Raw genomic sequence first — 25,034 nt, forward strand, 5'->3', positions numbered from 1 at the left:
GTAGGGGTAGTAATGGCCAGTATTTCGGCAGCGTCGCCGGTCGTAGAACCAGACCGTAGGGAAATGCATCTCGTCATCGGTGCTTCGTCAATCGGCACTGTGTTCGAGTGGTACGACTTCTTCATCTACGGCACGCTTGCGGCCTACATCAGCCATGCGTTCTTTCCCGCCGATAACGAGACCTTGTCGCTCCTGCTCACCTGGGCCGGATTTGCCGTAGGGTTCGGTTTCAGGCCGCTCGGGGCGATTCTGTTCGGTTATCTCGGGGACAAGCTCGGCCGGAAGTACACCTTCCTGGTTACTGTGACGCTCATGGGTGTGGCCACGGCGGGCGTTGGCATGGTGCCGAGCGCCGAGACGATCGGGCTCGCAGCTCCACTTATCGTGCTGTTCCTGCGCATTCTCCAGGGCTTGGCCCTGGGTGGCGAATACGGTGGCGCGGCCATCTATGTCGCCGAGCATTCGCCTCCGGGGCGTCGGGGTTTCTTTACCAGCTTCATCCAGGCGAGCGTGATCGGTGGCTTCGTGCTGAGCCTGCTCGTGGTGCTCGCCTGCCGCTTTCTGATCCCCGAGGACGCGTTCAAGGAATGGGGCTGGCGAGTGCCTTTCCTGCTCTCGATCGCCCTGCTCGCCGTTTCGCTGTGGATGCGTCTGAAGCTCAATGAGAGCCCGGTGTTCAAGGCGATGAAGGCCGAGGGCAAGACTTCGCGCAACCCCTTCATCGAGAGCTTCACCTACCCCGGTAACAAAAAGCGCATCTTCGTGGCGCTATTCGGCGTGGCCTGCGGGCTGACGATCATCTTCTACACCGCGCTGTTCTCGGCGCTGTCGTTCCTCAAGGGGCCAATGCGGGTGGACGATACCGTCGCGGAACTCCTGGTCGGCACGGCCTCGCTCGTGGCGGTGGTGTTCTTCGTCTATTTCGGATGGCTGTCGGACAAGGTCGGGCGCAAGAAGCCGATCGTGTGGGGCTACTTCGTTACCCTGATTGCCCTGTTCCCGGCGTTCTGGGGTATCGCCGCCCTGGCCAATCCGCAACTAGCCGAAAGCGCGCGCTACGCCCCGGTGGTCATCTCCGGCCCGCAGTGCGACTTCAATCCTTTCGCCTCCAAGCAAGCCACCCAGTGCGGCCAGTTGCTTGAGGATCTGACTGCGATCGGCATCGCCTATGACGTGGTCGCCGCGCCAAACCTACAGCTGTCGGCCGGCCAGTCGGTCTTCGCGCTCGACCAGGAGAACTGGTCCGACCGAGACGCGCGCCGCGGCGCCATGCGCGAGTGGCTGACGCAGAACGGCTACAACCTGGAAAAGCAGGTGCCGCCCATGATGAACATGATCGGCATCTGGGTGATTCTCGTGGGACTGGGATCGCTCTCCGGGGCGACGTTCGGTCCGGTTGCCTCGTTGCTGTCGGAGATGTTCCCTCCGCAGATCCGCTACAGCTCGATGTCGATCCCTTACCATATCGGCACTGGCTACTTCGGCGGTTTCCTGCCCTTGATCGCCGGATCGATCGTGGCGCTCACCGGGAATATCTTTTCCGGGCTTTGGTACACTTGGGTCTTGCTGGTAGTCGCGCTAGTGGTCGCTGCATGGGGTCTCCCTTCCGGTCCACCACGCGATTTTTCCGATGAACTCACCTGACCTGCCGCCTCCGACACTTCGCCTCCAACTCGACAGCGATGCCCTGACCGCCAATTGGCGCGCCCTGGACAAGCTCTCCGGCTCCGCAAGGGCCGGGGCGGCGGTCAAGGCCAATGCCTATGGTTTGGGAGTCGACAAGGTCGCTCCTGTTCTACGTGAGGCTGGTGCGGCCGACTTCTTCGTCGCCCACTGGAGCGAAGTACCGGAGGTGCTGCGCCACGTCTCGCCGGGCTCGGTCGCCGTGCTGCATGGGCCGATCCGTTCTGAAGATGCCCGGTTCGCTCGCGCGACCGGGGTTCGCCCCGTAATCAACAGCCTTCACCAGGCGCGACTGTGGATCGACAGCGGTGGCGGCGCCTGCGACCTGATGGTCGACACCGGCATCAACCGGCTCGGACTGCCGCTTGAAGCTCTTGCAGAGCCCTTGGTGGCGCAGCTGGAGGTCAATGCACTACTGTCGCACCTCGCTTCGGCCGACGAGGACGTGGCACAGAACGCCCGCCAGCTCGCCGCATTCGAAGAGGTCTCAAGGCATATCCCCGCCAAGTCGCGTAGCCTCGCCAACAGTGCTGGGATCGCCCTTGGAAACGACTACGCGTTTGACCTGACCCGTCCCGGAATCGCCCTTTACGGCGGCATTCCGCGACCCGAACTCGACGGCGTGATCAGGCAGGTGGTGCATCCGCAGGCGGCAGTGTTGCAGGTGCGTGATCTCTCCGCCGGGGACAGCGTCGGCTACAACGCCACCTTCACCGCGAACGAACCGATGCGGGTGGCGACCGTATCTCTCGGTTATGCTGATGGATTCTTGCGCTGCTGGTCCGGTCGCGGCCGCTTGCGCTTCCAGGGCTCGGACCTGCCATTGCTTGGCCGGGTATCGATGGACATGGTCGTGGTCGATTGCCGCACTGCACCTAATATTTGTGAAGGTGACTGGCTGGACGTCCCATTTAGTCTTCCCGAAGCGTCAGCGATCACGGGACTTTCGCAATATGAATTACTTACGACGCTGGGCCGCCGCTACCTGCGCGAATAATTATGGGTAGTCCCGTTGCACAATTCTTGTTGCAAGTGCAAACTGCCATGATCGGGGGCAGAATGGAGAAGATTGATGGACGAAGCGGCGGCCGGCGCAGAACCCGTCATTATCAAGAAGTATGCCAACAGGCGGCTCTACAATACCCAGTCATCGAGCTACATTACGCTTGACGACCTCTCGCGGATGACGCGCAACGGCATCGATTTTCAGGTGCTCGACGCAAAGACAGGCGCAGACATCACGCACGCGATCCTGACTCAGATCATCATGGAAGAAGAAGCTAGCGGAGAGCAAATGCTCCCCATCAGCTTCCTGCGCCAGTTGATCGCGATGTACGGCAATTCCATGCAGTCGTTGATGCCGCACTATCTCGAAGCGACGATGGACAACTTCCGCAATAACCAGCGCAAGATCCAGGAAACCTGGACCACCAGCATGGGGCCTGATGCACTGGCCAAGCTCGCCGAGAGCAACATGGCGATGTTCAAGGCCGCGGCCGGAGCATTCATACCAGGCAACAACGCCGGTGCTGCCCCTGCGCAACCGCAGGCGGCACCCAAGCCCGCTGCAACCTCCGGTGACGAGTTGGAGGCGTTGAAGGCGCAGATGGCGGCGATGCAGAAGAAGCTCGACGAACTGGGCAAATAGTCGCTCAACTCAAGTGGCGATTACCGGCGGTCCACTGCCGCCGAAAGCTTCCATCCTGGCGGGATAGGCTCTAGGGGCCGGGCGAACATTCCACTGCAGGTAGTCCCATGTCCGCCATTCGCCACGCCCTGACCATCAAGCGCGAAGACGATTTCGCCCAGTGGTACCAGGAAGTCATTTCAGCCGCCGACATGGCCGAGGAATCGGGCGTGCGTGGATGCATGGTGATCAAGCCCTGGGGCTACGGCATCTGGGAGCGGATGCAGCGCCTGCTCGATGACCGGATCAAGGCGGCCGGGGTGCAGAACGCCTATTTCCCGCTGTTCATTCCGCTCGGCAATTTCGTGCGAGAAGCCGCGCATGTCGAAGGGTTCGCCAAGGAAATGGCGGTCGTCACTCATCACCGTCTGATCTCGGACGGAAAGGGTGGCCTGATTCCAGATCCCGAAGCCAAGCTCGAAGAGCCGCTCGTGGTCCGGCCGACTTCGGAGACGATCATCGGCGATGCCATGAGCCGCTGGATCCAGTCCTGGCGCGACCTGCCGCTGCTGCTCAACCAATGGGCCAACGTCGTCCGCTGGGAGATGCGCACTCGCATGTTCCTGCGCACCAGCGAGTTCCTCTGGCAGGAGGGGCACACGGCCCACGAAAGTCGCGAGGATGCCAAGCGCGAAACGATGCGCGCGCTGGAGATGTACCGCGAGTTCGCCGAGCAGCAGCTGGCCCTGCCCGTGATTGCGGGTGAAAAGCCGGAGAACGAACGTTTCCCGGGCGCGGTCGAGACATGGTCGATCGAGGCCATGATGCAGGACGGCAAGGCGCTGCAGGCCGGTACCTCGCACTATCTCGGCACCAGCTTCGCCGATGCGGCCAACATTCGCTTCCAGGACCGTGAAGGTGGGCAGCAGCTCGCCCACACCACCAGCTGGGGCGTTTCGACCCGCATGATTGGCGGCGTGATCATGACGCATGGCGACGATGACGGGCTGCGTGTGCCGCCGGCGATCGCGCCGTTCCAGGTCGTGATCCTGCCGATGCTGCGCGACAATGAAGGTGACGCGGCCCTGCTCGACTATTGCGATGCCTTGCGCGCTTCGATCGCGTCGCAGAACGCGCTCGACGAAAAGATCCGCGTCCAGCTCGATTCTCGCCCCGGCAAAGCCGCGGCCAAGCGGTGGGACTGGGTGCGCAAGGGCGCCCCGGTAATCATCGAGGTAGGCCCGCGTGACATGGAAGCCGAGACGGTGAGCCTGCTGCGCCGCGATGCCCTGTGGGGCGCGGACGGCAAGCCGGCGTTCCAGGCACCGTCCAGGGATGCCGTTGGAGAGGCGATTGGCGGCTTGCTCGAGGAAATCCAGCAAGCCTTGCTGGCCGAGGCGACCGAACGGCGCGAGGCGAATATCGTCCGCGACGTCGAAAGCTTCGAGGCCCTTGCTGCGTACTTCGGTGAAGACCGTAAGTACCCCGGGTGGGTCGAAGTCCAATGGTCCAAACCGACGGGCGAAGCGCTCGACAAAGCTGTCGAGCGGCTCAAGGCCTTGAAGTTGACGTTCCGCAACGTTCCGCTCGATGCCGCGCCAGCGAACGGCAAGTGCCTGTTTACCGGCGAATCTGCGGTTGAACGGATCTACGTCGCTCGCTCCTATTAAACGCGCCCAGGAGTCTGTGGGCTCGCGGCACTTTCTCTTGCCGCGCGGGCGGTAGGCCGGAATAAGAGGCGGATGCGTCTTCTCGTCCTGCTTTCCGCCGCCGCCGTTCTCGCAGTTCCCGCCCAGGCCCAAGAGGAGGCGGTGTCGGAAGCGCGCCTGCGCTCGGATGTTGAGGCGCTGGTCGGGTTCGGAACGCGGCATACGCTCTCGGTGCAGGACGATCCCAAGCGAGGGATCGGGGCAGCCCGTCGCTGGGGTGAGCAACAGTTTCGCGAGGCGAGCAAGGCTTGCGACGATTGCCTCGAGGTCGTGCTGCCCGAGCGCATGGTGACGGGGACGCGGGTGCCTGAGCCAACCCGGCTCGTAAACGTCGTGGCTATCCAGCGCGGCACCGAGCGTCCCAACGAGGTGGTCATTGTACAGGGCCATATCGACAGCCGCGTGACCGACGTGATGGACGCCGCGAGCGATGCTCCTGGGGCGAACGATGACGGATCAGGAACGGCGCTGGTGATCGAAGCAGCGCGGGTTCTGTCGCGGCACAAGTATCCCACGACGATCGTCTACGCGCTGCTCTCAGGCGAGGAGCAGGGCCTCTACGGCGGGCAACTGCTGGCGGACTATGCGGCGGAGCAGGGTTGGACCGTGAAGGCGGTGCTCAACAACGATATCGTCGGCGGCTCGTGCGGATCGGATGGCTTTTGTGACGCGGCGCATGTTCGCGTGTTCTCCGAAGGCCCGCGCGGCGATGTGAACCAAGAGACGCTCGATGCCATGGCTCGCTTCGGTGGCGAGAACGATAGCCCTGGGCGCAATCTATCGCGCTACATTGCCGGTCTCGCCGAAGGAAACGACCTGGCGGTCCGGCAGGTTTGGCGCACCGACCGGATGGGACGGGGCGGCGACCAGCTGCCGTTCCTGGATAAAGGCTATCCAGCAGTCCGCTTTTCGGTTGCGGTCGAAGACTACGATCACCAGCACCAGGACCTGCGGGTCGAGAACGGCGTGACTTATGGTGACACCATCGACGAGATGGATTTTCCCTATCTCGCCAAGGTCACGCGCCTCAACGTGCGCACGTTGGACGCACTCGCCAAGGCGCCGCTCCCCCCTTCTTCGACGGCCGAGGCGGCAGTGCAGACATTTACCACTGTGCGTTGGAAGCCAGTGTCTGGGGCGGTTTCGTATAATATCTGGCGTCGGCGGACGGATGCACCAAGTTGGGAAGCGGAGCCTGTCGTTGCTCGCACTACGCAGAGCGAAGCCAAGCTTGAAGGCATTCGTGGCGATGACTGGCTCTTCGGGGTCAGTTCGATCGCCCCTGACGGTTCGGAAAGCCCGATTGCGAGCGCTGTCCCCGGCGGCGCGTTCGCTCCGCTTGTGGGTAGCTGAGGCTACGCCCATATAGCGGCGATGCCGCGCAAAATTGTCCCCGGCTTGCCTTCGCGCGAGCAGATCCTCGAATTCATCCAAACGTCCGATACTCCGGCGGGTAAGCGGGAGATCGGCAAGGCCTTTGGTCTCAAGGGCCAGGAGCGGATCGCGCTCAAGCGCCTGCTCAAGGATATGGCCGAAGATGGCCTGATCGATGGCAAGAAGACCGCGTTTCACCGCATGGGCGGGGTGCCCAAGGTAACCGTGCTGCGCGTGGTCGATGTCGACGATGGGGAGGCGATTGCCGTTCCCGATGCCTGGCATCCAGACGATGCCACCCCACCGCCGCGTTTGCGAGTGATCGAAGGCAAGAAACAGGCCGCGCTCAAGGTCGGCGACCGCGTTCTTGCCCGGACTGAAGAAACCGGCAGCGGTTGGACTGCCCATTCGATGAAGAAGCTGCCCGCCCGCGACGATGCGATCCTCGGGGTGGTCGAGCTCGATGGGTCGGGCAAGGGCTGGCTCGCGCCAGTGGACAAGCGGGTACGTAACTCCTCGCCGATCGCTGACCTCGGTGGAGCGGAAGCTGGTCAGCTCGTGCTGGCTGAAGCCGCCGGTCGGTCACCGCGCGCGGGTGTCAAAGTGGTGGAAGTGCTGGGCGATCCGCTCGCGCCGCGTTCTTACAGCCTGATCGCGATCCACAAGTACGGGATCCCGCACACCTTCCGCGAAGAAGCGCTGGCCGAGGCCGAAGTGGCGGCCAAGTTGCCGTTTAGCGAGGAACAGCGCGAGGACCTGCGGCACTTGCCGATCGTCGCCATCGACCCCGCTGACGCGCGCGACCACGATGACGCGATCTGGGCCGAGCCCGACGGGGAGGGTGGGTTCAACGCCGTCGTCGCGATCGCCGATGTGAGCTTCTACGTGCGCCCTGGCGGCATGGTGGATCGCGAGGCGCGCAGGCGCGGCAATTCAGCCTATTTCCCCGACCGCGTCGTGCCGATGCTGCCTGAAGTGCTCAGCGCGGACGTTTGTTCGCTCAAGGAAGGCGCCGACCGCGCCGCGATGGCTTGCCACCTGCATATCGATTCACATGGCCGGGTGAAGGACTGGCGCTTTACCCGCGCGCTGGTGCGCATTTCAGAGGTCATGGCTTACGAGGATGCCCAGGCCCGGATCGATTCCGGAGAGGCTGGCGAAAACCTGCGGAATCTCTGGGCCGCCTGGCGTGTGCTGTTCAAGGCCCGTGAGGCGCGCGATCCGCTTGAGCTTGAACTGCCCGAACGCCGTGTCATCCTAGACGAGAGGGGACGCATCGCCGAGATCGCCATTCGCGAGCGGCTCGACGCGCACCGCGTGGTCGAGGATTTCATGATCGCCGCCAACGTCGCCGCCGCCAAGGCGCTCGAGAGCAAGGCTTCGCCTGTGGTCTATCGCGTCCACGAGCCACCGAGCCGCGAAAAGCTGATCGCGCTACGGGACTACTTCGCCAGCATCGGCAAGAAGCTCGCGCTCGGCCAGGTCATTACGCCCAGCCTGTTCAACCGCATGATCAAGGACATCGCGGACGAAGGCGAAAAAGCGTTGGTGATGGAAGCTGTGCTGCGGAGCCAGACCCAGGCCTACTATGGCCCCCAGAATGCCGGGCACTTCGGCTTGTCGCTGGGCAGCTACGCCCACTTCACCTCGCCGATCCGCCGCTATGCCGACTTGCTGGTACACCGTGCACTGGTCGATTCTTTCCACCTCGAGCAGCCTAAGCCGAAGGGCAATCTGCCGCCGGCCAGTGGGCTTTCCGAAAAGGACCGCGAGGACCTTTCCAAGGTCACCGAAGCGATCAGCCAGACCGAACGACGGGCGATGGAGGCCGAACGCGACACGATCGACCGATATGTCGCTGCCTGGTTGTCAGGACGGGTAGGCGAGACGTTCAAGACGCGGATCACGGGCGTGCAGAGCTTCGGCTTCTTCGCCACGATCGTCGGCCTTGGCGGCGATGGACTGGTCCCGGTTTCGTCGCTGGGACGCGAGTATTTCCGCTACGACGAAGCGGCGAGGGCGCTTGTCGGAGAAGACACAGGCACCCGCTTCGCTGTTGGCGACATGATCGAACTTCGTCTGGGAGAGGCCAATCCTCTGACCGGCGCACTCAAGTTCGAGCGCATCGACGGCGAGGGCGGTCAGCGGATCGAACCGCGCGGCGCGAGGCCTGAGGCGAAGAAGAAGCCACCCTTCAAGAAACCGCAAGGGCCGCGCGGCCGTCCGGGTAATATCCGTCACCAGGGCAGGGGGCGGAAGAAGTGAGCGAAAGCCCTCTCCCACAGGAAGAGGGGTAAGTTTCAGCTCAGGCGGTCGATTTCTTCTTCGCTGAGCCCGCCGGGCACGATGAATAGCGGGCAGGTCAGATTTCCGGCTCCGGCGGAGAAGTGCGCCACCAACGGCCCCGGCCCACCTTCCGCGGCTGCACCCAGCACCAGCGCGGCTACCTCCGGATGCTCCTGGAGGTACTGGTTGATAACCGTGGTCGCATCGCCGACCCGTACGGCGATTTGCGGCATGATGCCGCTTTCGCTCATCAATTCGCCGCCGGCGCTGTTCGCCAGTACCTCGGCGCGGTCGCGCGCTTCTTCCTCGATCGTCGCCTGGACCTGACCGAAAGCACTGAATTCCTGCTTGGGAACGAGGGCGAGCAAGTGCACGGTGCCATTGGTGTCGGCCGCGCGCCGCGCCGCGAAACGCAACGCGCTGTGCGCTTCCTGCGTGTCGTCAATGATCACCAGATAGACGCGCATTGCCTTACATCCCCCTGCGGCGCGATATCCGATGAAACCCCTGACCGCGCAAGGTCCTTGCTCCCGCCACACAAATTGGCTTTAGACGAAATCGCTTTAGCCCTCCGGAAGGATACCGCGAACCGCCATGCCGATCGCCATCAAGATGCCCGCCCTCTCGCCAACCATGGAAGAGGGCACGCTCGCCAAGTGGCTGGTCAAAGTTGGCGATAAAGTCAGCTCCGGCGACATCATGGCCGAAATCGAGACCGACAAGGCCACGATGGAATTCGAGGCCGTCGATGAAGGCATCATCGCGGAGATATCTGTGCCCGAGGGTACCGAGGGCGTGAAGGTCGGAACCGTGATCGCCACCTTGGCCGAAGAAGGCGAGGACCTGTCGAAAGCCAAGGCGCCTGCTGCTGAGGTAGCCAAAACGGCTCCAGCTCCGGTGGCGGCCCCAGCGCCAGCTAGTACACCCGCTCCTGCAAAGGCCGCTCCGGCGACCGTTGCCAAGAGTGCGGGTGATCGCGTGATCGCGTCCCCACTCGCCAAGCGCATCGCCGCGGAGAGGGGTGTCGACCTCGCGGGCATCAAGGGCTCAGGCCCGAACGGACGCATCGTCAGGGCGGACGTCGAAGGCGCCAAGCCTGGTGCTGTGCCCGCGGGCGCTTCGGCTGTGGCAGCACATGCTCCGGCTGCGGCTCAGGACTTCGGCATTCCGCACGTCGAGGAAAAGCTCAGCGGCATGCGCAAGACCATCGCGCGCCGTCTGACCGAATCGAAGCAGCAGGTTCCGCACATCTACCTGACGGTGGACATCCGTCTCGATGCGCTGCTCAAGCTGCGCGCCGAACTCAATTCCGCGCTCGAGGCGCGTGGCGTGAAGCTCTCGGTCAACGACATGCTGATCAAGGCGCTGGCCCAGGCGCTGCTTCAGGTCCCCAGCTGCAACGTCCAGTTCACCGGCGACACGCTGCTCAAGTTCAGCCGCGCTGATATCTCGGTTGCGGTCTCGATCCCGGGCGGCCTGATTACGCCGATCGTGGCCGATGCCGGCAACAAGTCCATCAGCACCATCGCCAGTGAGATGAAGGACCTCGCCGCCCGCGCTCGCGAAGGCAAGCTGGCGCCGCACGAATACCAGGGCGGAACCGCCTCGCTCAGCAACATGGGCATGTACGGGATCAAGCAGTTCGAAGCGATCATCAACCCGCCCCAGGCCATGATCATGGCCATCGGTGCGGGCGAAAAGCGGCCCTACGTGATCGACGATTCGCTGCAGATCGCCACCGTGATGAGCGCCACCGGCAGCTTCGACCACCGCGCCATCGACGGCGCCGACGGGGCCGCGTTCATGAAGGCGTTCAAGGAACTGGTCGAAAAGCCGCTCGGGTTGGTTGCCTAAGCGCTGTCTTACGAAAGCCTGGGCATGACCCAACATCGCGATCCCGCCATCCGTGTCACCGCCATGCCAGCGGACACCAACGCCTATGGCGACATCTTTGGCGGGTGGCTGCTCAGCGTAATGGACAGCGCCGCCGGCCTCACCGCCGCGCGCCGGGCCAAGGGCAGGGCAGTCACCGTGGCGATGGACGGCATGGTGTTCCACCAGCCCGTGAAAGTGGGCGACGAGGTCTCGGTCTATACCGAGATCGAACGCGTCGGCCGCACCAGCTTGACCATTGGCGTCGAGGCATGGCGGCGTGAACGAACGGGCGAGGAAGCCATGAAAGTGACGGAGGCGAAGTTCACCTTCGTCGCCATCGACGACAACGGGCACCCGCGCCCGGTAGACGGTTAGGAGCAAGCCGAAGTGGCTGAGAATTACGATGTTATCGTTCTGGGTTCCGGTCCTGGCGGCTATGTCGCAGCGATCCGCGCGGCGCAGCTGGGGCTGAAGACCGCGATCGTCGAGCGCGAACTGCTCGGCGGCATCTGCCTCAACTGGGGCTGCATCCCCACCAAGGCGCTGCTGCGCTCGGCCGAGATCTATCACTACATGCAGCACGCCAAGGATTATGGCCTGGTTGCCAAGGGGATAGAGGCCGACATTGAAGCCGTGGTGAAACGTAGCCGCGGCGTTGCCAAGCAGCTTAATCAGGGCGTCACGCACCTGATGAAGAAGAACAAGATCGCGGTTCACTTCGGCACTGGCAGCTTCAAGAGCGCCAACACGCTGGAAGTGAAGGGTGAGAAGGGCGTCGAAACGCTCACCGCCAAGCACATCATCGTCGCCACTGGCGCACGGGCGCGCGACCTGCCGTTCGCTCCGGCCGACGGCAAGCGCGTGTGGACCTATCGCCACGCGATGACGCCGAGCGAGATGCCGACGAAGCTGCTGGTGATCGGTTCGGGTGCGATCGGGATCGAGTTCGCCAGTTTCTACAACGACATGGGCGCCGAGGTAACGGTCGTCGAAATGCTCGACCGCGTCGTGCCGGTCGAGGATGCTGACGTTTCAGCTTTCCTCGAAAAGTCGCTCACCAAGCAGGGCATGACGATCAAGACCGGCGCTGCGCTGGAAGAGCTCAAGGTCGGCCCGAATGGCGTCTCGGCCAAGGTGAAGGGCAAGGACGGCAAGGTCGAAAGCGGCGAGTACAGCCACGTCATCGTCGCTATCGGGATCGTGCCGAACACCGAGAACATCGGGCTCGACAAGCTGGTCGAGATGGACCGCGGGTTCATCCAGATCGATCCCTATGGCCGGACCAAGACCAAGGGCATCTGGGCGATCGGCGACTGCGCTCCCGGTCCGTGGCTGGCGCACAAGGCGAGCCATGAGGGCGTGACCGCCGTCGAGGCGATTGCGCAGGAACTCGGCAACAAGGACGTCCACCCGCACCCGCTCGATCGCAATGCGATCCCGGGCTGCACTTACTGCCACCCGCAAATCGCCAGTGTCGGCATGACCGAAGCCAAGGCGAAGGAAGCGGGCTACACCGTCAAGGCGGGCACGTTCCCGTTCATCGGCAACGGCAAGGCCATCGCTCTGGGCGAGGCCGAGGGCTTCGTGAAAACCGTGTTCGACGCCAAGACCGGCGAATTGCTCGGCGCGCACATGGTCGGCGCTGAAGTGACCGAGATGATCCAGGGCTACACCATCGGCAAGGTACTAGAGACCACCGAGGCGGAGCTCATGAACACGATCTTCCCGCACCCGACGATCTCGGAGTCGATGCACGAATCCGTGCTCGCAGCTTACGGTCGCGCGGTACACATCTAGGGCGCGGGAAACCGTTCGTCGCATTTGCTTTCTTCACCCGGAACACCCCATTTTGCGGGGCGTTCTCTGGGTGAGGAGAGCACCCGATGGAATACGAGATTGAATCGGAAGAGGGGCTGTTCGATGCCAGCACCAATCCGAGCCTCAGACACGGTCGGCGCGTCCACAAACGCCCGCCGATAGCTCGCCAGGGCGACCCCAAATATAGCTATATGCGTCAGCGCGCTGAGCAGATCCCCGAAGAAGAGGATCAGCTGACCTAGAGCGGCTAGACCGGCTCCATCGCGTAGCCGGCCGAGCGCACTGTCCGGATCGGATCGGCTAGACCTGGAACCGAGACCGCCAGACGCAGACGGCGGATATGCACGTCAACCGTGCGTTCCTCGATGTCGCTGTCGTTACCCCACACTGCATCGAGCAGTTGCCCGCGCGAGAACACCCGTCGCGGGTGCTCCATTAGAAACTTGAGTAGCCGGTATTCGGTCGGCCCCAAACGCAGCTGACGGCCGCGGCGTTCGACGCGGTGGGCGACTGGATCGAGTTGCAGATCGCCAACGCGGATTGTCTCGCCCGCCAGTGCCGGCCGCACCCGCCGCAGGACAGCGGCCACACGGGCCAGGAGTTCGCGGGGGGAGAAGGGTTTGGTGAGATAGTCGTCCGCACCCGTTTCCAGGCCGCGGACCCTGTCGTCCTCGCCCTCGCGGGCGGTGAGCATGATGATCGGTACATGCGCGGTCGATTGTTGGCGCCGCAGGCGGCGGCACACTTCGATGCCGCTCGTCCCTTCGATCATCCAGTCGAGGATCACGAGATCGGGCAAGGCCTCGGACGCCAAGACCAGGGCATCGTCACCGTCTGCGGTCGTGCGGACGTTGTAGCCTTCGGCCTTGAAGCGATATTCGAGGAGTTCTGCGAGGGCGGCATCGTCCTCGACAAGCAGGAGCTTTGGTTCTGACATTGATCCGTCCTAAAGCCCCTCAATATTACCGGCTTATGACAACTATCCCCGATCCGGAGGATAAGTGCCAAGCGCAGCAAAATGCACCATTTCTGCAACATTCGTCGCATGGTCGCCGATCCGTTCGATGTTGCGAGCAACGAACAGGAGTTGGGCGGCCGAACTGATGGTCGATGGGTTTTCGACCATGTAGCTCACGAAGTTGCGGAAGATGCTGTCGTAGAAAGCATCGACCTTGGCGTCGCGCTCGATCACTTCTCGCGCCAGCACCGGGTCGCGGGCGGCAAAGGCGGTCAGCACGTCGTGGACCATCTCCGCGGCGACTTCGTTCATGGCTGGCAGCAGTGTCAGCGGCTCGAAGCGATTGCGACCTTCGATCTTGCCGACCCGCTTGGCAATGTTCTTCGCGTAATCGCCGATCCGCTCGAGCACGCCGGCGATCTTCAGCGCCGCGATGATCTCGCGCAAGTCGTCGGCCATCGGTGCGCGCAAGGCGAGCGTGCGCACCGCCAGGGTATCGACTTCGCTCTCCAGCGCGTCGAGCTTCTGGTCACGTTCAACCACGGCGCGTCCCAGTTCTTCGTCACCGCTGAGGAGAGCCTGCATGGCCTCTGCAATCGCGAGCTCGGCAATTCCGCCCATCTCGGCAATCAAGCCGCGCAAGCGGGTAATGTCGTCGTCGAACGCCTTGACCGTATGCTCTGCCATTAGCCGTACCTACCTGTGATGTAGTCCTTGGTCCGCTCTTCCGTCGGATTGGTGAAGATGTCCGAGGTGTGTCCGTATTCGACCATTCGGCCGAGGTGGAAGAACGCTGTCCGCTGCGAGACGCGCGCGGCCTGCTGCATCGAGTGGGTGACGATTACGATGGCATAGCGGCCGCGCAGTTCGTCGATCAGTTCCTCGATCTTGGCGGTGGCAATCGGGTCGAGCGCTGAACAGGGCTCGTCCATCAGGATCACTTCGGGTTGCACGGCGATCGCTCGGGCGATGCAGAGCCGCTGCTGCTGCCCGCCCGAAAGCGCGGTACCTGACTCTTCGAGCCGATCCTTGACCTCGTCCCACAAGCCGGCGCGGCGAAGGGATTTCTCGACGATCTCCTGGAGCTCGATCTTGCCTTCAGCCAGGCCGTGAATGCGCGGACCGTAGGCGACGTTCTCGAAGATCGACTTCGGGAACGGGTTGGGCTTCTGGAACACCATGCCGACGCGCGCGCGGAGCTGAACCACGTCCATCGAGGAGTGGTAGATGTCCTCCCCGTCTAGCTCGATAATGCCATCGACGCGGGCGCTGGCGATCGTGTCGTTCATGCGATTGAGTGCGCGCAAGAACGTCGACTTGCCGCAACCTGACGGACCGATGAACGCGGTCACGAACTCGGTCGGAACATCGATCGAGACCGAATCCACGGCTTTCTTGTCGCCGTAGAACACGGAGACGTCGCGGGTTCGCATCTTGGGCTCGGTGGAGAGTTTTTCCTGGATCACCATCTCTTCTCGAAGCGATTGCGCAGATAGATGGCGAGGCCATTCATCAGCAGCAGGAACAGCAATAGCACGATAATCGCAGCGCTGGTGCGCTCGACAAATCCGCGGTCGATCTCGTCGGACCAAAGGAAGATCTGCACCGGCAGGACCGTCGCCGGATCGGTGAAGCCGTGCGGCGGTGTAGCAACGAAGGCGCGCATGCCGATCATCAGCAGCGGGGCCGTTTCGCCAAGTGCGCGGGCCATGCCAATGATCGTTCCGGTCATGATACCCGGAAGCGCCAGGGGCAGGACGTGGTGGAACACGACTTGGATCGGCGAGGCACCCAGTGCCATCGCGCCGTCGCGGATCGAGGGTGGCACCGCGGTGATCGCGTTGCGGCCGGAGATGACGATCACCGGCATCGTCATCAGCGCCAGCGTCAGGCCGCCGATCAGCGGCGCGGAACGCATGTTGGGGAACATCGTCAGGAACACCGCGAGACCCAGCAGGCCGAAGATGATCGAGGGCACCGCGGCCAAGTTGTTGATCGATACCTCGATAAGGTCGGTCCAGCGGTTCCGCGGCGCGTATTCCTCAAGGTAGAGGGCTGCCAGAACACCGATCGGAAACGCCACCACGAGCGTGACCAGCATGGTCAGCATCGACCCCTTGAGCGCGGCCCAGATGCCGACTTGCTGCGGGTCGGTGGCGTCTGAGCGGGTCAGGAAACCGATGTCGAAGGCCTTGGTCAAGCTTCCCTCGGCTGCCAGCTTCTTCGCCAACACCTGCATTTCGGGCGAACCTTCGCCGGCAAAGCCTGCGGCGAGGTTCTTGCCTACCGGCAAGGCGAACTCGGCCTTCCTGCTTAACAAGCTTGGATCGGCGACAACACGCTCGGCCACGACGCGCCAGGCATCGTTGCTGACCTGCTTGGCGACATCTTCGCCAAAAGCGTTCTCTGCGCTGAAGCGCACGAGATCGGGCAGCCCCTGGCTTTCGAGTGCGCGGATCGCCGTATTCCGGTCCATCTGCCCCGGCGGCATGCTCAGGCCGACGGTGGTGAAGTCGACCGGCGTCGTCAGCACGGTGCGTTGGAAGCCGCCGATGCCGTTGATCAACATCGATCCCAGCAGGAACACCAGCACGGCCACCGACAATAGGATGGCGCTGAGGCCGGCTAAGCGGAACCGCCGCTCGGCGGCATAGCGCTTCTTCAGCCGTGCCTCGAATGCCGGCGTACGCGTGGGGGAGAGGCGCTCAGTCATAAGCTTCCCGGAACCGCTTCACCACGCGCAGGGCGATGAAGTTGAGGGCCAGCGTAACCATGAACAGCACGAAGCCCAGCGCAAAGGCGCTCAGGGTGGCAGGATGATCGAAACTGCCTTCGCCGGTCAGCATGGCGACGATTTGGAAGGTCACCGTGGTCATAGCCTCGAACGGATTGACCGTGAGGTTTGCTGCGGCGCCCGCGGCCATCACCACGATCATCGTCTCGCCGATCGCGCGGCTGATGGCGAGCATTACGCCGGCGACGATGCCGGGCAGGGCGGCCGGGATCAGGACCCGGCGGATCGTCTCGTTGGTGGTCGCGCCCATGGCCAGACTGCCGTCGCGCATGGCCTGGGGAACTGCGGCAATGGAATCGTCAGCCATCGACGAGACGAAGGGGATAATCATCACCCCCATCACCAGGCCCGCCGCGAGAGCGCTTTCGCTTGAAGCGTTGGCAATGCCCACGGACCGCGCCACGTCGCGCACAAAGGGAGCCACGGTCAGGGCGGCGAAATAGCCGTAGACCACGGTCGGCACGCCAGCGAGCAGCTCCAGCGACGGCTTGAGTACCTTCCTCCACCTGGGAGAGGCGTATTGCGTGAGGTAGACCGCGCACATCATCCCCAGCGGAATGGCCACCAGCATGGCGATGATCGCGCCGATATAGATCGTTCCCCAGAACAGCGGAAGCGCGCCATAGCGTGAGGGGTCGGGATTGGCCGCGCTGCTCATCGGGTCCGGGCCCCAATGGGTTCCGAACAGGAAATCGCCCGGACTTATCATCCCGAAGAAGCGCGTGGTCTCGACGACCAGGCTAAGGAAGATGCCAAACGTGGTCAGGATCGCCACGAGCGAGGCGAGCAATAGGACGACCATGACCATGCGCTCGACCCGGGTGCGGGCGGCGAAGTCAGGTTTCAGTCGGAGGAAGGCCCAGACACCCGTGCCGAATGCAAGGATCAGGGTCACGGCCAGACCGATGAGGTTGTAGCGGGTTAGGGCTTCGCGGAACGGTTCGACCAGGGCGCGAGCACCGGGATTGAACACCGCAGGAGCAGCACCGGAGGCCACGTTGCGTGCCTCTGCCAGCATCGTTTCGCGCTGCATGCCGAACGGCGGCAGATCGGCCGCGGCCGGACTTGCCAGCACCGCCTGGTTGACGAGCTGGGGCGAGGCGACATTCCAGACCAGCGCGAACAGCAGCACCGGCACCACCACCCACAGCGCGACGTACCAGGCGTGATACGAAGGGAGGGCTGCCAACCGGACGCCAGGCTCGGCGCGGCGGAAGCTCCAGGCGCGTGCGCGCGCCGCCAGCCAACCGGCCAGACCAAGCCCGAGGGCCAGGAGGAGCAGGAGGCTGGGCGGCATCGCTGGGTCGAACCTTACTTCAGCTCGGACGGGTTGAGGGCGGTGAACGCCGTGGACGCGGCCTGGCTGCGCGCGGCGACATCGTCAGGGTTGGAAACCAGACCGATCGCCGTCAGCGGACCATCGCGGCCCCATGACTTGGCCCATTCGGCCACGAACTCACGCAAGCCGCGGATCGCATCGAGGTGGGCGTTCTTGACGTAGATGAACAGCGGACGAGCGCCTGGATACTCGAAGCTCGCGATGTTCGCGTAAGTCGGTTCGACACCGTTCATGCGCAGCCCATGGACCTTGTCCAGGTTCTCCTCAAGATATGAGAAGCCGAACACACCGATGGCGTCGGGATTGCCCTCGATCTTCTGCACGATCAGGTTGTCTTGCTCGCCCTGGTCGACATAGGCGCCATCCGAACGCACTTCGGTGCAAAGCTGTTCGTGCTTGTCCTTGTCGCTATCCTTGAGCGCCTTCATCTCGGCGTTGTTGTCGCAACCAGGGATCAGGATCAACTCCTTGAGCGCGTCACGCGTCCCCGAGGTGGAGGGAGGACCGTAAACAAGGATCGGCTTGTCCGGCAGCGACGGATCGACATCGTGCCAGGTGCGCGCCGTCTGTTCCTTGCCGAACGGCTTGGCGGCCAGAGCGCGATAGACGATCTCGGGCGTCAGGTTCATGTCGATGCCACCCTTTGCCGAAGCGAAGGCGAGACCGTCGAGGCCGACCTGGATCTCGGTGATCTCGTTCACGCCATTCGCCTTACAAGTGGCAAACTCGCTGGCCTTCATGCGGCGCGAAGCGTTGGCGATGTCGGGCGTGTTGGCGCCTACGCCGGCGCAGAACAGGCTGATGCCGCCACCAGTGCCGGTGGATTCGATGATCGGCGACTTGAAGTCGGTGTTCGAGCGGGCGAAATTTTCCGCGACCAGCTTGGCGAACGGATAGACGGTCGAGGAACCAACGGCACGGACTGAATCGCGTGTATCGCTCGCCCCGCCGCTACATGCAGCAAGAGAGGCCGCGCACAGAGTGGCGACCGAAAAGCGCCATTTATTCGTCATGATAAGTCCCTTCCAAGATCGGCGGGTGGCTACGGCTTGGGTGTTACAGCTTTAAGACAAGAACCGGTCATATCCCGGACATTTTTGGCGTCAGAAGTCGAACTGCGCACGCATCCCGAAGGTGTCGACCTGGTAGTCCTGATCGGTGCCGGCGGGGATCGCCGCGTCGCTGACCCACAAGTGCCCGTAGTTGAGGATGAAGCGCACATAGTCCTCGGGGATCCAGATCGCCGACAGGCCGGCAGCCTTTTGCAGTCCACCCACGATATCCTCGTCGGTGAGGTCAATCCGGTCATAGCGCGCGTTCACCTGGATCGCGCCGATGCCGCCCTTGGACAACGGATTTACCGGGCGAATGCGATCGTAGATGCCGCCCTTGTAGGCTGTCGTGTCGCCACCCGTCACAAGCATGCCGAGTTCCGCATACCCGCCGCGAAAGGTCGGGTTGCTCAGGTCAGGACGAAGAGCCGTGACTTGGTGGCCTTCGATCGTCGCGTGAAAGGGCCCCTGCACGTAAGCCAGTTCCGCGCCGAAGCTGCGTTCACCGGTGGCGGGGATATTGCCCGTGTCCACCAGGCGTACGTCGGTCGTGTGGAAGAAGGGGCGAGCGCGGTAGCGAACCGATGTCGCCGCGTCGTTGAGGTCGCGGAAGTGCGCCGAGCCGCCGATATGCAGGCGACCCTCACCGATTTTCGGAGCGTAAACGATCCGGCCGTCGAAACTGTAGCTATTGGTCTCGTCGGCAGTGAGGTCCTCGGCATTGGCGGTGAACGCCCCGAGCTGCACCAGAAGGTCTTTGTTCGAATAGGCGCCGCTGAGCCCGATGCGCCGTTCGAAATTGAACGCGGAGTTGAACGCGCCGCGCTCGAGCATCGACGTGAACAGGTCGCTGGTCAGCTCCTCCAGGCCCCAGAAGGCCTTCTGGTGGCCGAGAGTGAAGGTCAGCTTGTCCGTCGGCTTAAAGGTGAGGAACACGTCGGTCAGTTCCACTGACGACGACGCGACGTCGACTTCCATCCGGTATCCAAAGTTGCCGGGCAGAGTGCCCTCAACGCCAAGAAAGGCGCGGCGGACTTCGGTGCCGAAGCCAAGGCCGTCACCAGCATCGACCGATGCAGGCGCGTCGATCACCGCGGTGTCGAGCTGCAGCCGACCGCGCGGCTTGAACGACCAACCGCCGGGTGCCGAAACTTCGGGGCCTCCCTTCCATGAAACGCGCGTCGCATCCGGTGCCGGAGCGGGCGCTGGAGTGGTAGTCGGAGCGGAAGCCTGGGCAGCCTGTGCGGTTTCTGGGGCCGTATCTCGGGTCTGCTCCCGAGCCTGAAGCTCCTCCACCTTTCCGGCAAGGCGAGCGATCTCTGCCTGCATCGCGGCGATCTGCTGCTGAAGGTCGGCGACCTCCTTCGACTGGGCGAGTGCAGGCCCAGGTGCGATTAGGGCGGAACCGGCGAGGAGGACCGGCAGTAATGAGCGCATTGCGGTGAAGTCCGTTTACAAACGTGTCTGTTGCGTAACCGCGCTATGACCGGACTATTACAGTACGATGACACCCCTTATCGTTGTCCACAGCCCTGTATCATTGCGCCTGCGTGGAGTCATTTCCGTCCGCGACGGGCAGTGACACGGTAACCGTCGTCCCCTCGCCGACACGACTGGCGATGTCGAGGCGGCCGCGGTGCCGTTCGACGATATGCTTCACGATTGCCAGCCCAAGGCCCGTGCCGCCGGCAGCTCTGCTGCGGCCTGGGTCGGTTCGGTAAAATCGCCGGGTGAGGTGCGGGATATGTTCAGCCGGGATACCTTCGCCGCGGTCGCGAACAGTCAGCACGGCCATGTCGCGTTCCCCGCGCTCGATGGCTACCGAAACCGGTGTTCCCGCTTCACCGTACTTGAGCGCATTGTCGACGAGGTTGCGGACCAGCTGTTCGAGCTGCTTCTCATCGCCGCGTACGAGGATCTCTCCATCGAGCTCTGCCAGATCGAGGCGCTCAAGACGGTCGTGCCCGGCACCGTCGCGCGCCGAGCGCTGGGCGAGCCCGACGAAATCGAGTTTTTCCCGTGGGTGATCGTGCTTCTCGGCCTCGACTCGTGACAGCGACATGAGGTCGCTGACTAGGCTCTGCAAGCGCTTGGCTTCGCGCAGGACCGTCGCGTGAAACCGGTTGGCCTGTTCCGGCGGAAGATCCGCTCCCTCGTCGACCAGGGTTTCGACGTAGCCGATGATTGAGGCGAGCGGGGTGCGCAGCTCGTGGCTGGCATTGGCCACGAAATCGGTGTGCGCGCGGCTGACATCGATTTCGGCCGTGCGGTTGACCAGTTCGATCAGGGAGTAGCGTCCGTCGATCAATTGACGCGACATCTGCCAACTGCTGCCGGGCCCAGTCAGTCCTTCGATTGTCGCGCTGCCGCCGTTCGGCTCCGACAAGAGCTCCACCGCTGTGGGATGGCGGAACAGTACGCGCGCATCCTGGCCAAGTGTATGCGAACCCACAGCCTCCCTCGCAGCGGCGTTCGCCACGACGATCCGCTCGCCATCGAGCATGAACATGGGCAGGCCCGAGTGCTCGATAAGGTCAGCCATGCCCGTTGCCGTGAGCTGCACGCCTTCGCGTGACTGAGGTATTGCCGTCGGTGGAGGAGTTGCAACCAGCCAGAACGAAGCGATCCAGACAAGCATCGCTGCGAGAACGAGCAGGATATTGGTACCTGCAAAGGCCATGACCGCCCCGGTCAGGAGCGCAATCACTATCCCAGCGACGGGAACGCTTCGACGATCGGTCATTGGCTCCCGCCTTTATCGGCAGGATATGATAGGTACTAGTCGGATTGATGACCGATCGGAGAAATGGCGCACTGGGTGGCCGTCAGTTCGATGGCTCAAATCCCGCTTTCACTTGCCGGCCGCTCCCCGTCCCGCATCGCCTCCGCCGCCATTAGCGCCTCTTCCGGGGTCGTGAAGATGTGATCCAGGCCAACCATCTCGGCCAGGCCCGAACGGTAGAGAATCTCCCGGAAGCGACCGTGTCCTCCACCGATCAGGAGCACGATACCGCGCTCATCAAGCTCCTCGATCAGCGAGGTAAACACGGCCACTGCCATGCTGTCGGCATGCATCATTACCGAGGTGTCGAGGACAAGGTAGCGCGTTCGCGGCGCGGCTTTGAGCGCAAGGCGCACGCGGTCACCGAAGTAGTCCGCGTTGACGAAGAACGGCGAGGACTCGAACAGATAGACCAAGATCTGATCAGATTGCAGCGCCGCCGGATCACGCCGCAACGTAACGAGCGATCGGCTTCCCGGCGCGCGACCCATGACGCTGTCACGCGGGCGGGCCGCCATAATTACCAGGTGCGCTAGCGTGGCCCCAACCGCGATCACCACGCCTTCGAGCACCCCGATCCAGATCACCCCGATTACCGCGACGAGAGCGAGCACCAGTTCATGACGATTGATCCGCGCGAGATCGCGAAAGCCTTGGATATCGACGAGGTCGACCGCGGCCGAAGCGAGGATGGCGGCGAGTGCTGCACTAGGTAGCAGGGCGATCGGGCCAACCAGGAACATCGCGACCAGCCCGACGAATGCGGCCGCCGCCACTCCGACCAGCGCCGACCGACCGCCCGAGCTGACCGCGGCCGCGGTCCGAGAGTCCGAACCGGTGACCACAAAACCCTGGAAGAAGGCCGCCGCCAGATTGGCGACGCCAAATCCGGCGAGTTCCTGGTTGGGCCGGCTGCGAGCCCCGACGTATTCGCCGAACGCCCGAGCGGTGATGATCCCGCTCGAAGCGCTTACAACCATGATCCCCACCGCGGCCTTCACCAAGCCGGTCCAGTTGCCGGGGTTCTCGGGAATGCGGAAGCGGGGGAGTCCGGATGGCACCTCACCGACCAGCGCTACGCCCAGCCGGCCGAAGTCGAACCACCACGAGGCTGCAATGGCGAGAACTAGCACGACAATCGGACCCGGGATCGGCCGAAGGTATCGCTTCACGAGGCGCAGGACCACAAACAGCGCGAGCCCCAAGCCTACGGTCAGCCAGTGAATTTCCGCCGCGCGATTGGCCAACTCTACCAAAGGACGGACCAAACCAGGTGATTCCAGCTCGACGCCCGTCAATGGACTAAGCTGGTCGAACAGCAGTGTCGCGGCAACGCCGGCCAGGTAGCCGAGCAGGACCGGGCGCGAGATCAGCGTGCAGATGAGGCCGAGGCGCGCAAAATAGGCGATGAGGCACATCACCGCTACCATCACAGTCAGTATGGCGATCAGGTCCATTCGGGCATCGGGGCCGACAGCGCGGAAAGCCGTCGCGCTCGCCGCGAGTAGCATGCAGGTAGCGGTATCGGGCCCAACGACCATGAAGCGGGAGGACGGTCCGACAAGGGCGTAGACGAGCGCCGGGACGATGCAGGCATAAAGACCGACTTGCGCTGGCACTCCCATAAGCTGTGCCATCGCCAGGCCGCCGGGCACGGCGATTGCGGCCACGCTCATGCCAACGACGATTTCGGTCGGGATCAGGCTCCGTGGGAGGCTGACAATGCTGGCCAGGCCGGGCGCAAATTTCCAGAGGCGCGATGCATGGCCGCTCGCCCTTTCCGGGCCCTCGGTGTTTCCCGATCCCATCGGTGCAGGAGAAGGCTTCAGCGATGTTCGGGCAATCAAGGGTTCCCCGCAATTCGCCCCGACAAAACCCTAATACGGACCTGGGGGAGGGAGTGCGCCAAACCAACGAGTTGCTGGCGGTAGACACGGATAACCTCAGGGATTCCCGTCGGGATATCTCCTGATACCTTTACGCGTCGCGCCGTGGTCCAGTTCCTTTTCGCCGGAGGGCCGGACATGACAGCGCAAGTGCACAGGCCGTTTGAAGAAAACGCCAAGAACGTCGCCAAGCCGAAGAAGGGCAAGAAGCCTGCCGGGAAAGACAAGGCGAAGCCGGAGAAGCTCTCTCGCAAGGTCTATGAAGACGAACTGACCAAACTGCAGGTCGAGCTATGTCACCTGCAGGAATGGGTCAAAGATCGCGGCGAGCGGGTGATCATCATCCTCGAAGGGCGCGATGCGGCCGGGAAAAGCGGCCTTATCCGAGTGATAAAGGAGCGGGTCAGTCCCCGCGTCTTTCGCGTTGTCGCACTTAGCTCGCCCAAGGACGAGAAGCGGTCCAAACTTTTCTTGCAGCGCTATATCGAACAGTTCCCGGTCTCCGGCGAAGTCGTGATCTACGATCGCAGCTGGTACAACCGGGCGGGCGTGGAGCGGGTGCTGGGTTTCGCCAGCGACAAGCAGGTCAGCCGCTTTCTCATGGACGTCCCGATCTTCGAGCGCTGGGCGACCGATGCCGGTATAATCCTCATCAAACTATGGCTTGAGATCAGCAAGGAAGAGCAGGAACGCCGTTTGCGCCAGCGGATCAACGACCCGCTTCGTCAGTGGAAGTTCAGCCCGTTGGACCTCAAGTCCTTTACGAAATGGTACGATTACTCGCACGCTCGGGATGAGATGTTCGAGGCCAGCGACCTGGAGATAGCGCCGTGGTACGTCCTGCCGAGCGACGATAAGAAGCGCGCTCGCCTGAATGGAATCAGACACATCCTTTCGCGAGTTCCCTACGAGCCGATCAAGCACGAGAAGCCCAAGCTGCCGAAGCGTTCGAACAAGAACCGCTACGACGACAAGCTCGATCCTGAAAAGGTGAGGTTCGTCTCTCAGGTCTATTGAGGGAGGCCGGCGGCCGCGAAGATCGCGGTCGCGTGGTCGATGGACTCTTGAGTGGGCGGCTCGGTGCCTTCGAGCTGGTAGGTGAGACCCAGCCTCTCCCACTTGTATCGGCCGAGCTGGTGGAAGGGCAGGACCTCGGCTCGCTCCACCACGCCAAGCAACGCGGCGAACTCCGCCAGTCGTTTCATCTCCTCGTCGACGTCGGTCAGTCCCGGCACCAGTACATAGCGCAGCCACATCGGTCGCTGCAGCGCCGCGAGGCGGCGGGCGAAGTCCATCACCGGCTCGTTGCTCAAGCCACCCGTCACCCGTTTGTGCTGCTCCAAGGTGAACCCCTTCATGTCGAGGATCACGAGATCGACGTTTGCCCACTCCTCATCGGATAGCCGCTCACCGTAGTAGCCGTTGGTTTCGAGCGCGGTGTGAACACCCATCTGGCTCGTCGCGGCAAGCAGGCGCGAGGCGAACCGGTCTTGCATCAGCGGCTCCCCTCCTGAGAGGGTAAAGCCGCCCCGCATGAGCTTCAGGCTGTTCGCGTATCGCTGGATCTCAGCGATCGCGCGATCGAGCGCGACCGGGATCCCGTTCGCCAAGGTCCAGGTGTCGGGGTTGTGGCAGAACTGGCAGCGGAACATGCAAGCGGTCGTCCACGCGACCAGGCGGATGCCCGGTCCATCCACGGCAGAGCCCGTGGTGAACGAGTGCAGGAAGCCCATGTCGCCGGTCTTGAGGGCAGACCGCACATCCGTTTCCGGCACTTTCTCGCCCAGCTTGACCCGCATCTCGAACGGGTTCTTGGCCTCGAGCGATACGGGCGCGTCGGTCTGCGGCATG

Annotated in this window: 22 protein-coding genes; 11 read left to right on the forward strand and 11 right to left on the reverse strand. The window is 63.1% G+C overall.

Annotated features, from left to right (window positions below; translation table 11 throughout):
- The first annotated feature begins 12 nt into the window (after positions 1–12).
- The 6 genes from ASD76_RS04505 to rnr all read left to right on the forward strand — a co-directional run bounded on the left by ASD76_RS04505 (position 13) and on the right by rnr (position 8,658).
- Positions 13–1,644, forward strand: a complete 1,632-nt coding sequence (locus ASD76_RS04505) for an MFS transporter (RefSeq protein ID WP_055919087.1) — start codon at positions 13–15, stop codon at positions 1,642–1,644.
- The gene (alr, locus tag ASD76_RS04510; protein ID WP_055919091.1) at positions 1,631–2,680 is read left to right on the forward strand and encodes an alanine racemase; all 1,050 of its coding nucleotides are present in this window, start codon (positions 1,631–1,633) and stop codon (positions 2,678–2,680) included. The genes ASD76_RS04505 and alr overlap by 14 nt, the downstream gene beginning before the upstream one ends.
- A gap of 75 nt (positions 2,681–2,755) precedes the next feature.
- The gene (gene phaR / locus ASD76_RS04515; RefSeq protein WP_055919094.1) at positions 2,756–3,331 is read left to right on the forward strand and encodes a polyhydroxyalkanoate synthesis repressor PhaR; all 576 of its coding nucleotides are present in this window, start codon (positions 2,756–2,758) and stop codon (positions 3,329–3,331) included.
- Positions 3,332–3,438: 107 nt separating this feature from the next.
- Entirely contained in the window at positions 3,439–4,980 is a 1,542-nt protein-coding gene (gene proS, locus ASD76_RS04520) for a proline--tRNA ligase (protein ID WP_055919097.1), read from the forward strand.
- A 72-nt stretch (positions 4,981–5,052) separates the two neighbouring features.
- Complete coding sequence (locus ASD76_RS04525; protein WP_055919099.1) at positions 5,053–6,372, forward strand: M28 family peptidase; 1,320 nt, start codon at positions 5,053–5,055, stop codon at positions 6,370–6,372.
- Between the two features lie 21 nt (positions 6,373–6,393).
- Positions 6,394–8,658: a ribonuclease R gene (rnr, locus tag ASD76_RS04530; RefSeq protein ID WP_055919101.1), complete on the forward strand. Its 2,265-nt coding sequence runs from the start codon at positions 6,394–6,396 to the stop codon at positions 8,656–8,658.
- Positions 8,659–8,693: 35 nt separating this feature from the next.
- Here the strand turns inward: rnr and ASD76_RS04535 are convergent, their stop codons facing one another.
- Positions 8,694–9,146 (reverse strand): universal stress protein, encoded by a 453-nt coding sequence (locus ASD76_RS04535; protein ID WP_055919105.1) that lies wholly within the window; start codon positions 9,144–9,146, stop codon positions 8,694–8,696.
- A gap of 127 nt (positions 9,147–9,273) precedes the next feature.
- Between ASD76_RS04535 and ASD76_RS04540 the strand changes: the two genes are divergently transcribed.
- The 4 genes from ASD76_RS04540 (at position 9,274) to ASD76_RS18135 (ending at position 12,614) form a co-directional block, all read left to right on the forward strand.
- Entirely contained in the window at positions 9,274–10,533 is a 1,260-nt protein-coding gene (locus tag ASD76_RS04540) for a pyruvate dehydrogenase complex dihydrolipoamide acetyltransferase (protein WP_055919109.1), read from the forward strand.
- A gap of 24 nt (positions 10,534–10,557) precedes the next feature.
- Positions 10,558–10,929, forward strand: a complete 372-nt coding sequence (locus ASD76_RS04545; RefSeq protein WP_055919112.1) for an acyl-CoA thioesterase — start codon at positions 10,558–10,560, stop codon at positions 10,927–10,929.
- A 12-nt stretch (positions 10,930–10,941) separates the two neighbouring features.
- The gene (gene lpdA / locus ASD76_RS04550) at positions 10,942–12,351 is read left to right on the forward strand and encodes a dihydrolipoyl dehydrogenase (protein WP_055919114.1); all 1,410 of its coding nucleotides are present in this window, start codon (positions 10,942–10,944) and stop codon (positions 12,349–12,351) included.
- Positions 12,352–12,437: 86 nt separating this feature from the next.
- Positions 12,438–12,614 (forward strand): hypothetical protein, encoded by a 177-nt coding sequence (locus ASD76_RS18135; RefSeq protein ID WP_156457542.1) that lies wholly within the window; start codon positions 12,438–12,440, stop codon positions 12,612–12,614.
- 5 nt (positions 12,615–12,619) lie between these two features.
- On the opposite strand, the gene phoB is transcribed toward ASD76_RS18135, so the two are convergent.
- From phoB to ASD76_RS04595, 9 genes are all read right to left on the reverse strand, one after another.
- Positions 12,620–13,309 carry a phosphate regulon transcriptional regulator PhoB gene (gene phoB / locus ASD76_RS04555; protein WP_055919116.1) on the reverse strand — a complete coding sequence of 230 codons (690 nt, stop codon included), beginning with the start codon at positions 13,307–13,309 and terminating at the stop codon, positions 12,620–12,622.
- Between the two features lie 42 nt (positions 13,310–13,351).
- Positions 13,352–14,017, reverse strand: a complete 666-nt coding sequence (phoU, locus tag ASD76_RS04560; protein ID WP_055919119.1) for a phosphate signaling complex protein PhoU — start codon at positions 14,015–14,017, stop codon at positions 13,352–13,354.
- Positions 14,017–14,799, reverse strand: a complete 783-nt coding sequence (gene pstB, locus ASD76_RS04565; protein WP_055919122.1) for a phosphate ABC transporter ATP-binding protein PstB — start codon at positions 14,797–14,799, stop codon at positions 14,017–14,019. The genes phoU and pstB overlap by 1 nt, the downstream gene beginning before the upstream one ends.
- Positions 14,793–16,043, reverse strand: coding sequence for a phosphate ABC transporter permease PstA (pstA, locus tag ASD76_RS04570; protein WP_055919125.1), 1,251 nt, complete (start codon positions 16,041–16,043; stop codon positions 14,793–14,795). The genes pstB and pstA overlap by 7 nt, the downstream gene beginning before the upstream one ends.
- Positions 16,036–17,421: a phosphate ABC transporter permease subunit PstC gene (gene pstC / locus ASD76_RS04575; RefSeq protein WP_055919128.1), complete on the reverse strand. Its 1,386-nt coding sequence runs from the start codon at positions 17,419–17,421 to the stop codon at positions 16,036–16,038. Before pstC ends, pstA begins: the two co-directional genes overlap by 8 nt.
- 14 nt (positions 17,422–17,435) lie before the next feature.
- Entirely contained in the window at positions 17,436–18,476 is a 1,041-nt protein-coding gene (locus ASD76_RS04580) for a substrate-binding domain-containing protein (protein ID WP_055919131.1), read from the reverse strand.
- A 90-nt stretch (positions 18,477–18,566) separates the two neighbouring features.
- Complete coding sequence (locus ASD76_RS04585; protein WP_055919134.1) at positions 18,567–19,952, reverse strand: porin; 1,386 nt, start codon at positions 19,950–19,952, stop codon at positions 18,567–18,569.
- Between the two features lie 100 nt (positions 19,953–20,052).
- Positions 20,053–21,258 carry a sensor histidine kinase gene (locus ASD76_RS04590; RefSeq protein WP_055919137.1) on the reverse strand — a complete coding sequence of 402 codons (1,206 nt, stop codon included), beginning with the start codon at positions 21,256–21,258 and terminating at the stop codon, positions 20,053–20,055.
- 95 nt (positions 21,259–21,353) lie between these two features.
- A complete protein-coding gene (locus tag ASD76_RS04595; RefSeq protein ID WP_055919139.1) occupies positions 21,354–23,105 on the reverse strand; it encodes a SulP family inorganic anion transporter in 1,752 nt (583 codons plus the stop codon).
- A 216-nt stretch (positions 23,106–23,321) separates the two neighbouring features.
- Here ASD76_RS04595 and ppk2 point away from each other — a divergent pair, with 216 nt between their 5' ends.
- Complete coding sequence (gene ppk2 / locus ASD76_RS04600) at positions 23,322–24,200, forward strand: polyphosphate kinase 2 (protein ID WP_082553761.1); 879 nt, start codon at positions 23,322–23,324, stop codon at positions 24,198–24,200.
- Here ppk2 and pflA read toward each other — a convergent pair.
- A complete protein-coding gene (gene pflA, locus ASD76_RS04605; RefSeq protein WP_055919142.1) occupies positions 24,194–25,033 on the reverse strand; it encodes a pyruvate formate-lyase-activating protein in 840 nt (279 codons plus the stop codon). The genes ppk2 and pflA overlap by 7 nt on opposite strands.
- Position 25,034: the final 1 nt, after the last annotated feature.

This window comes from Altererythrobacter sp. Root672 (genome assembly GCF_001427865.1).
Lineage (GTDB): Bacteria > Pseudomonadota > Alphaproteobacteria > Sphingomonadales > Sphingomonadaceae > Croceibacterium_A.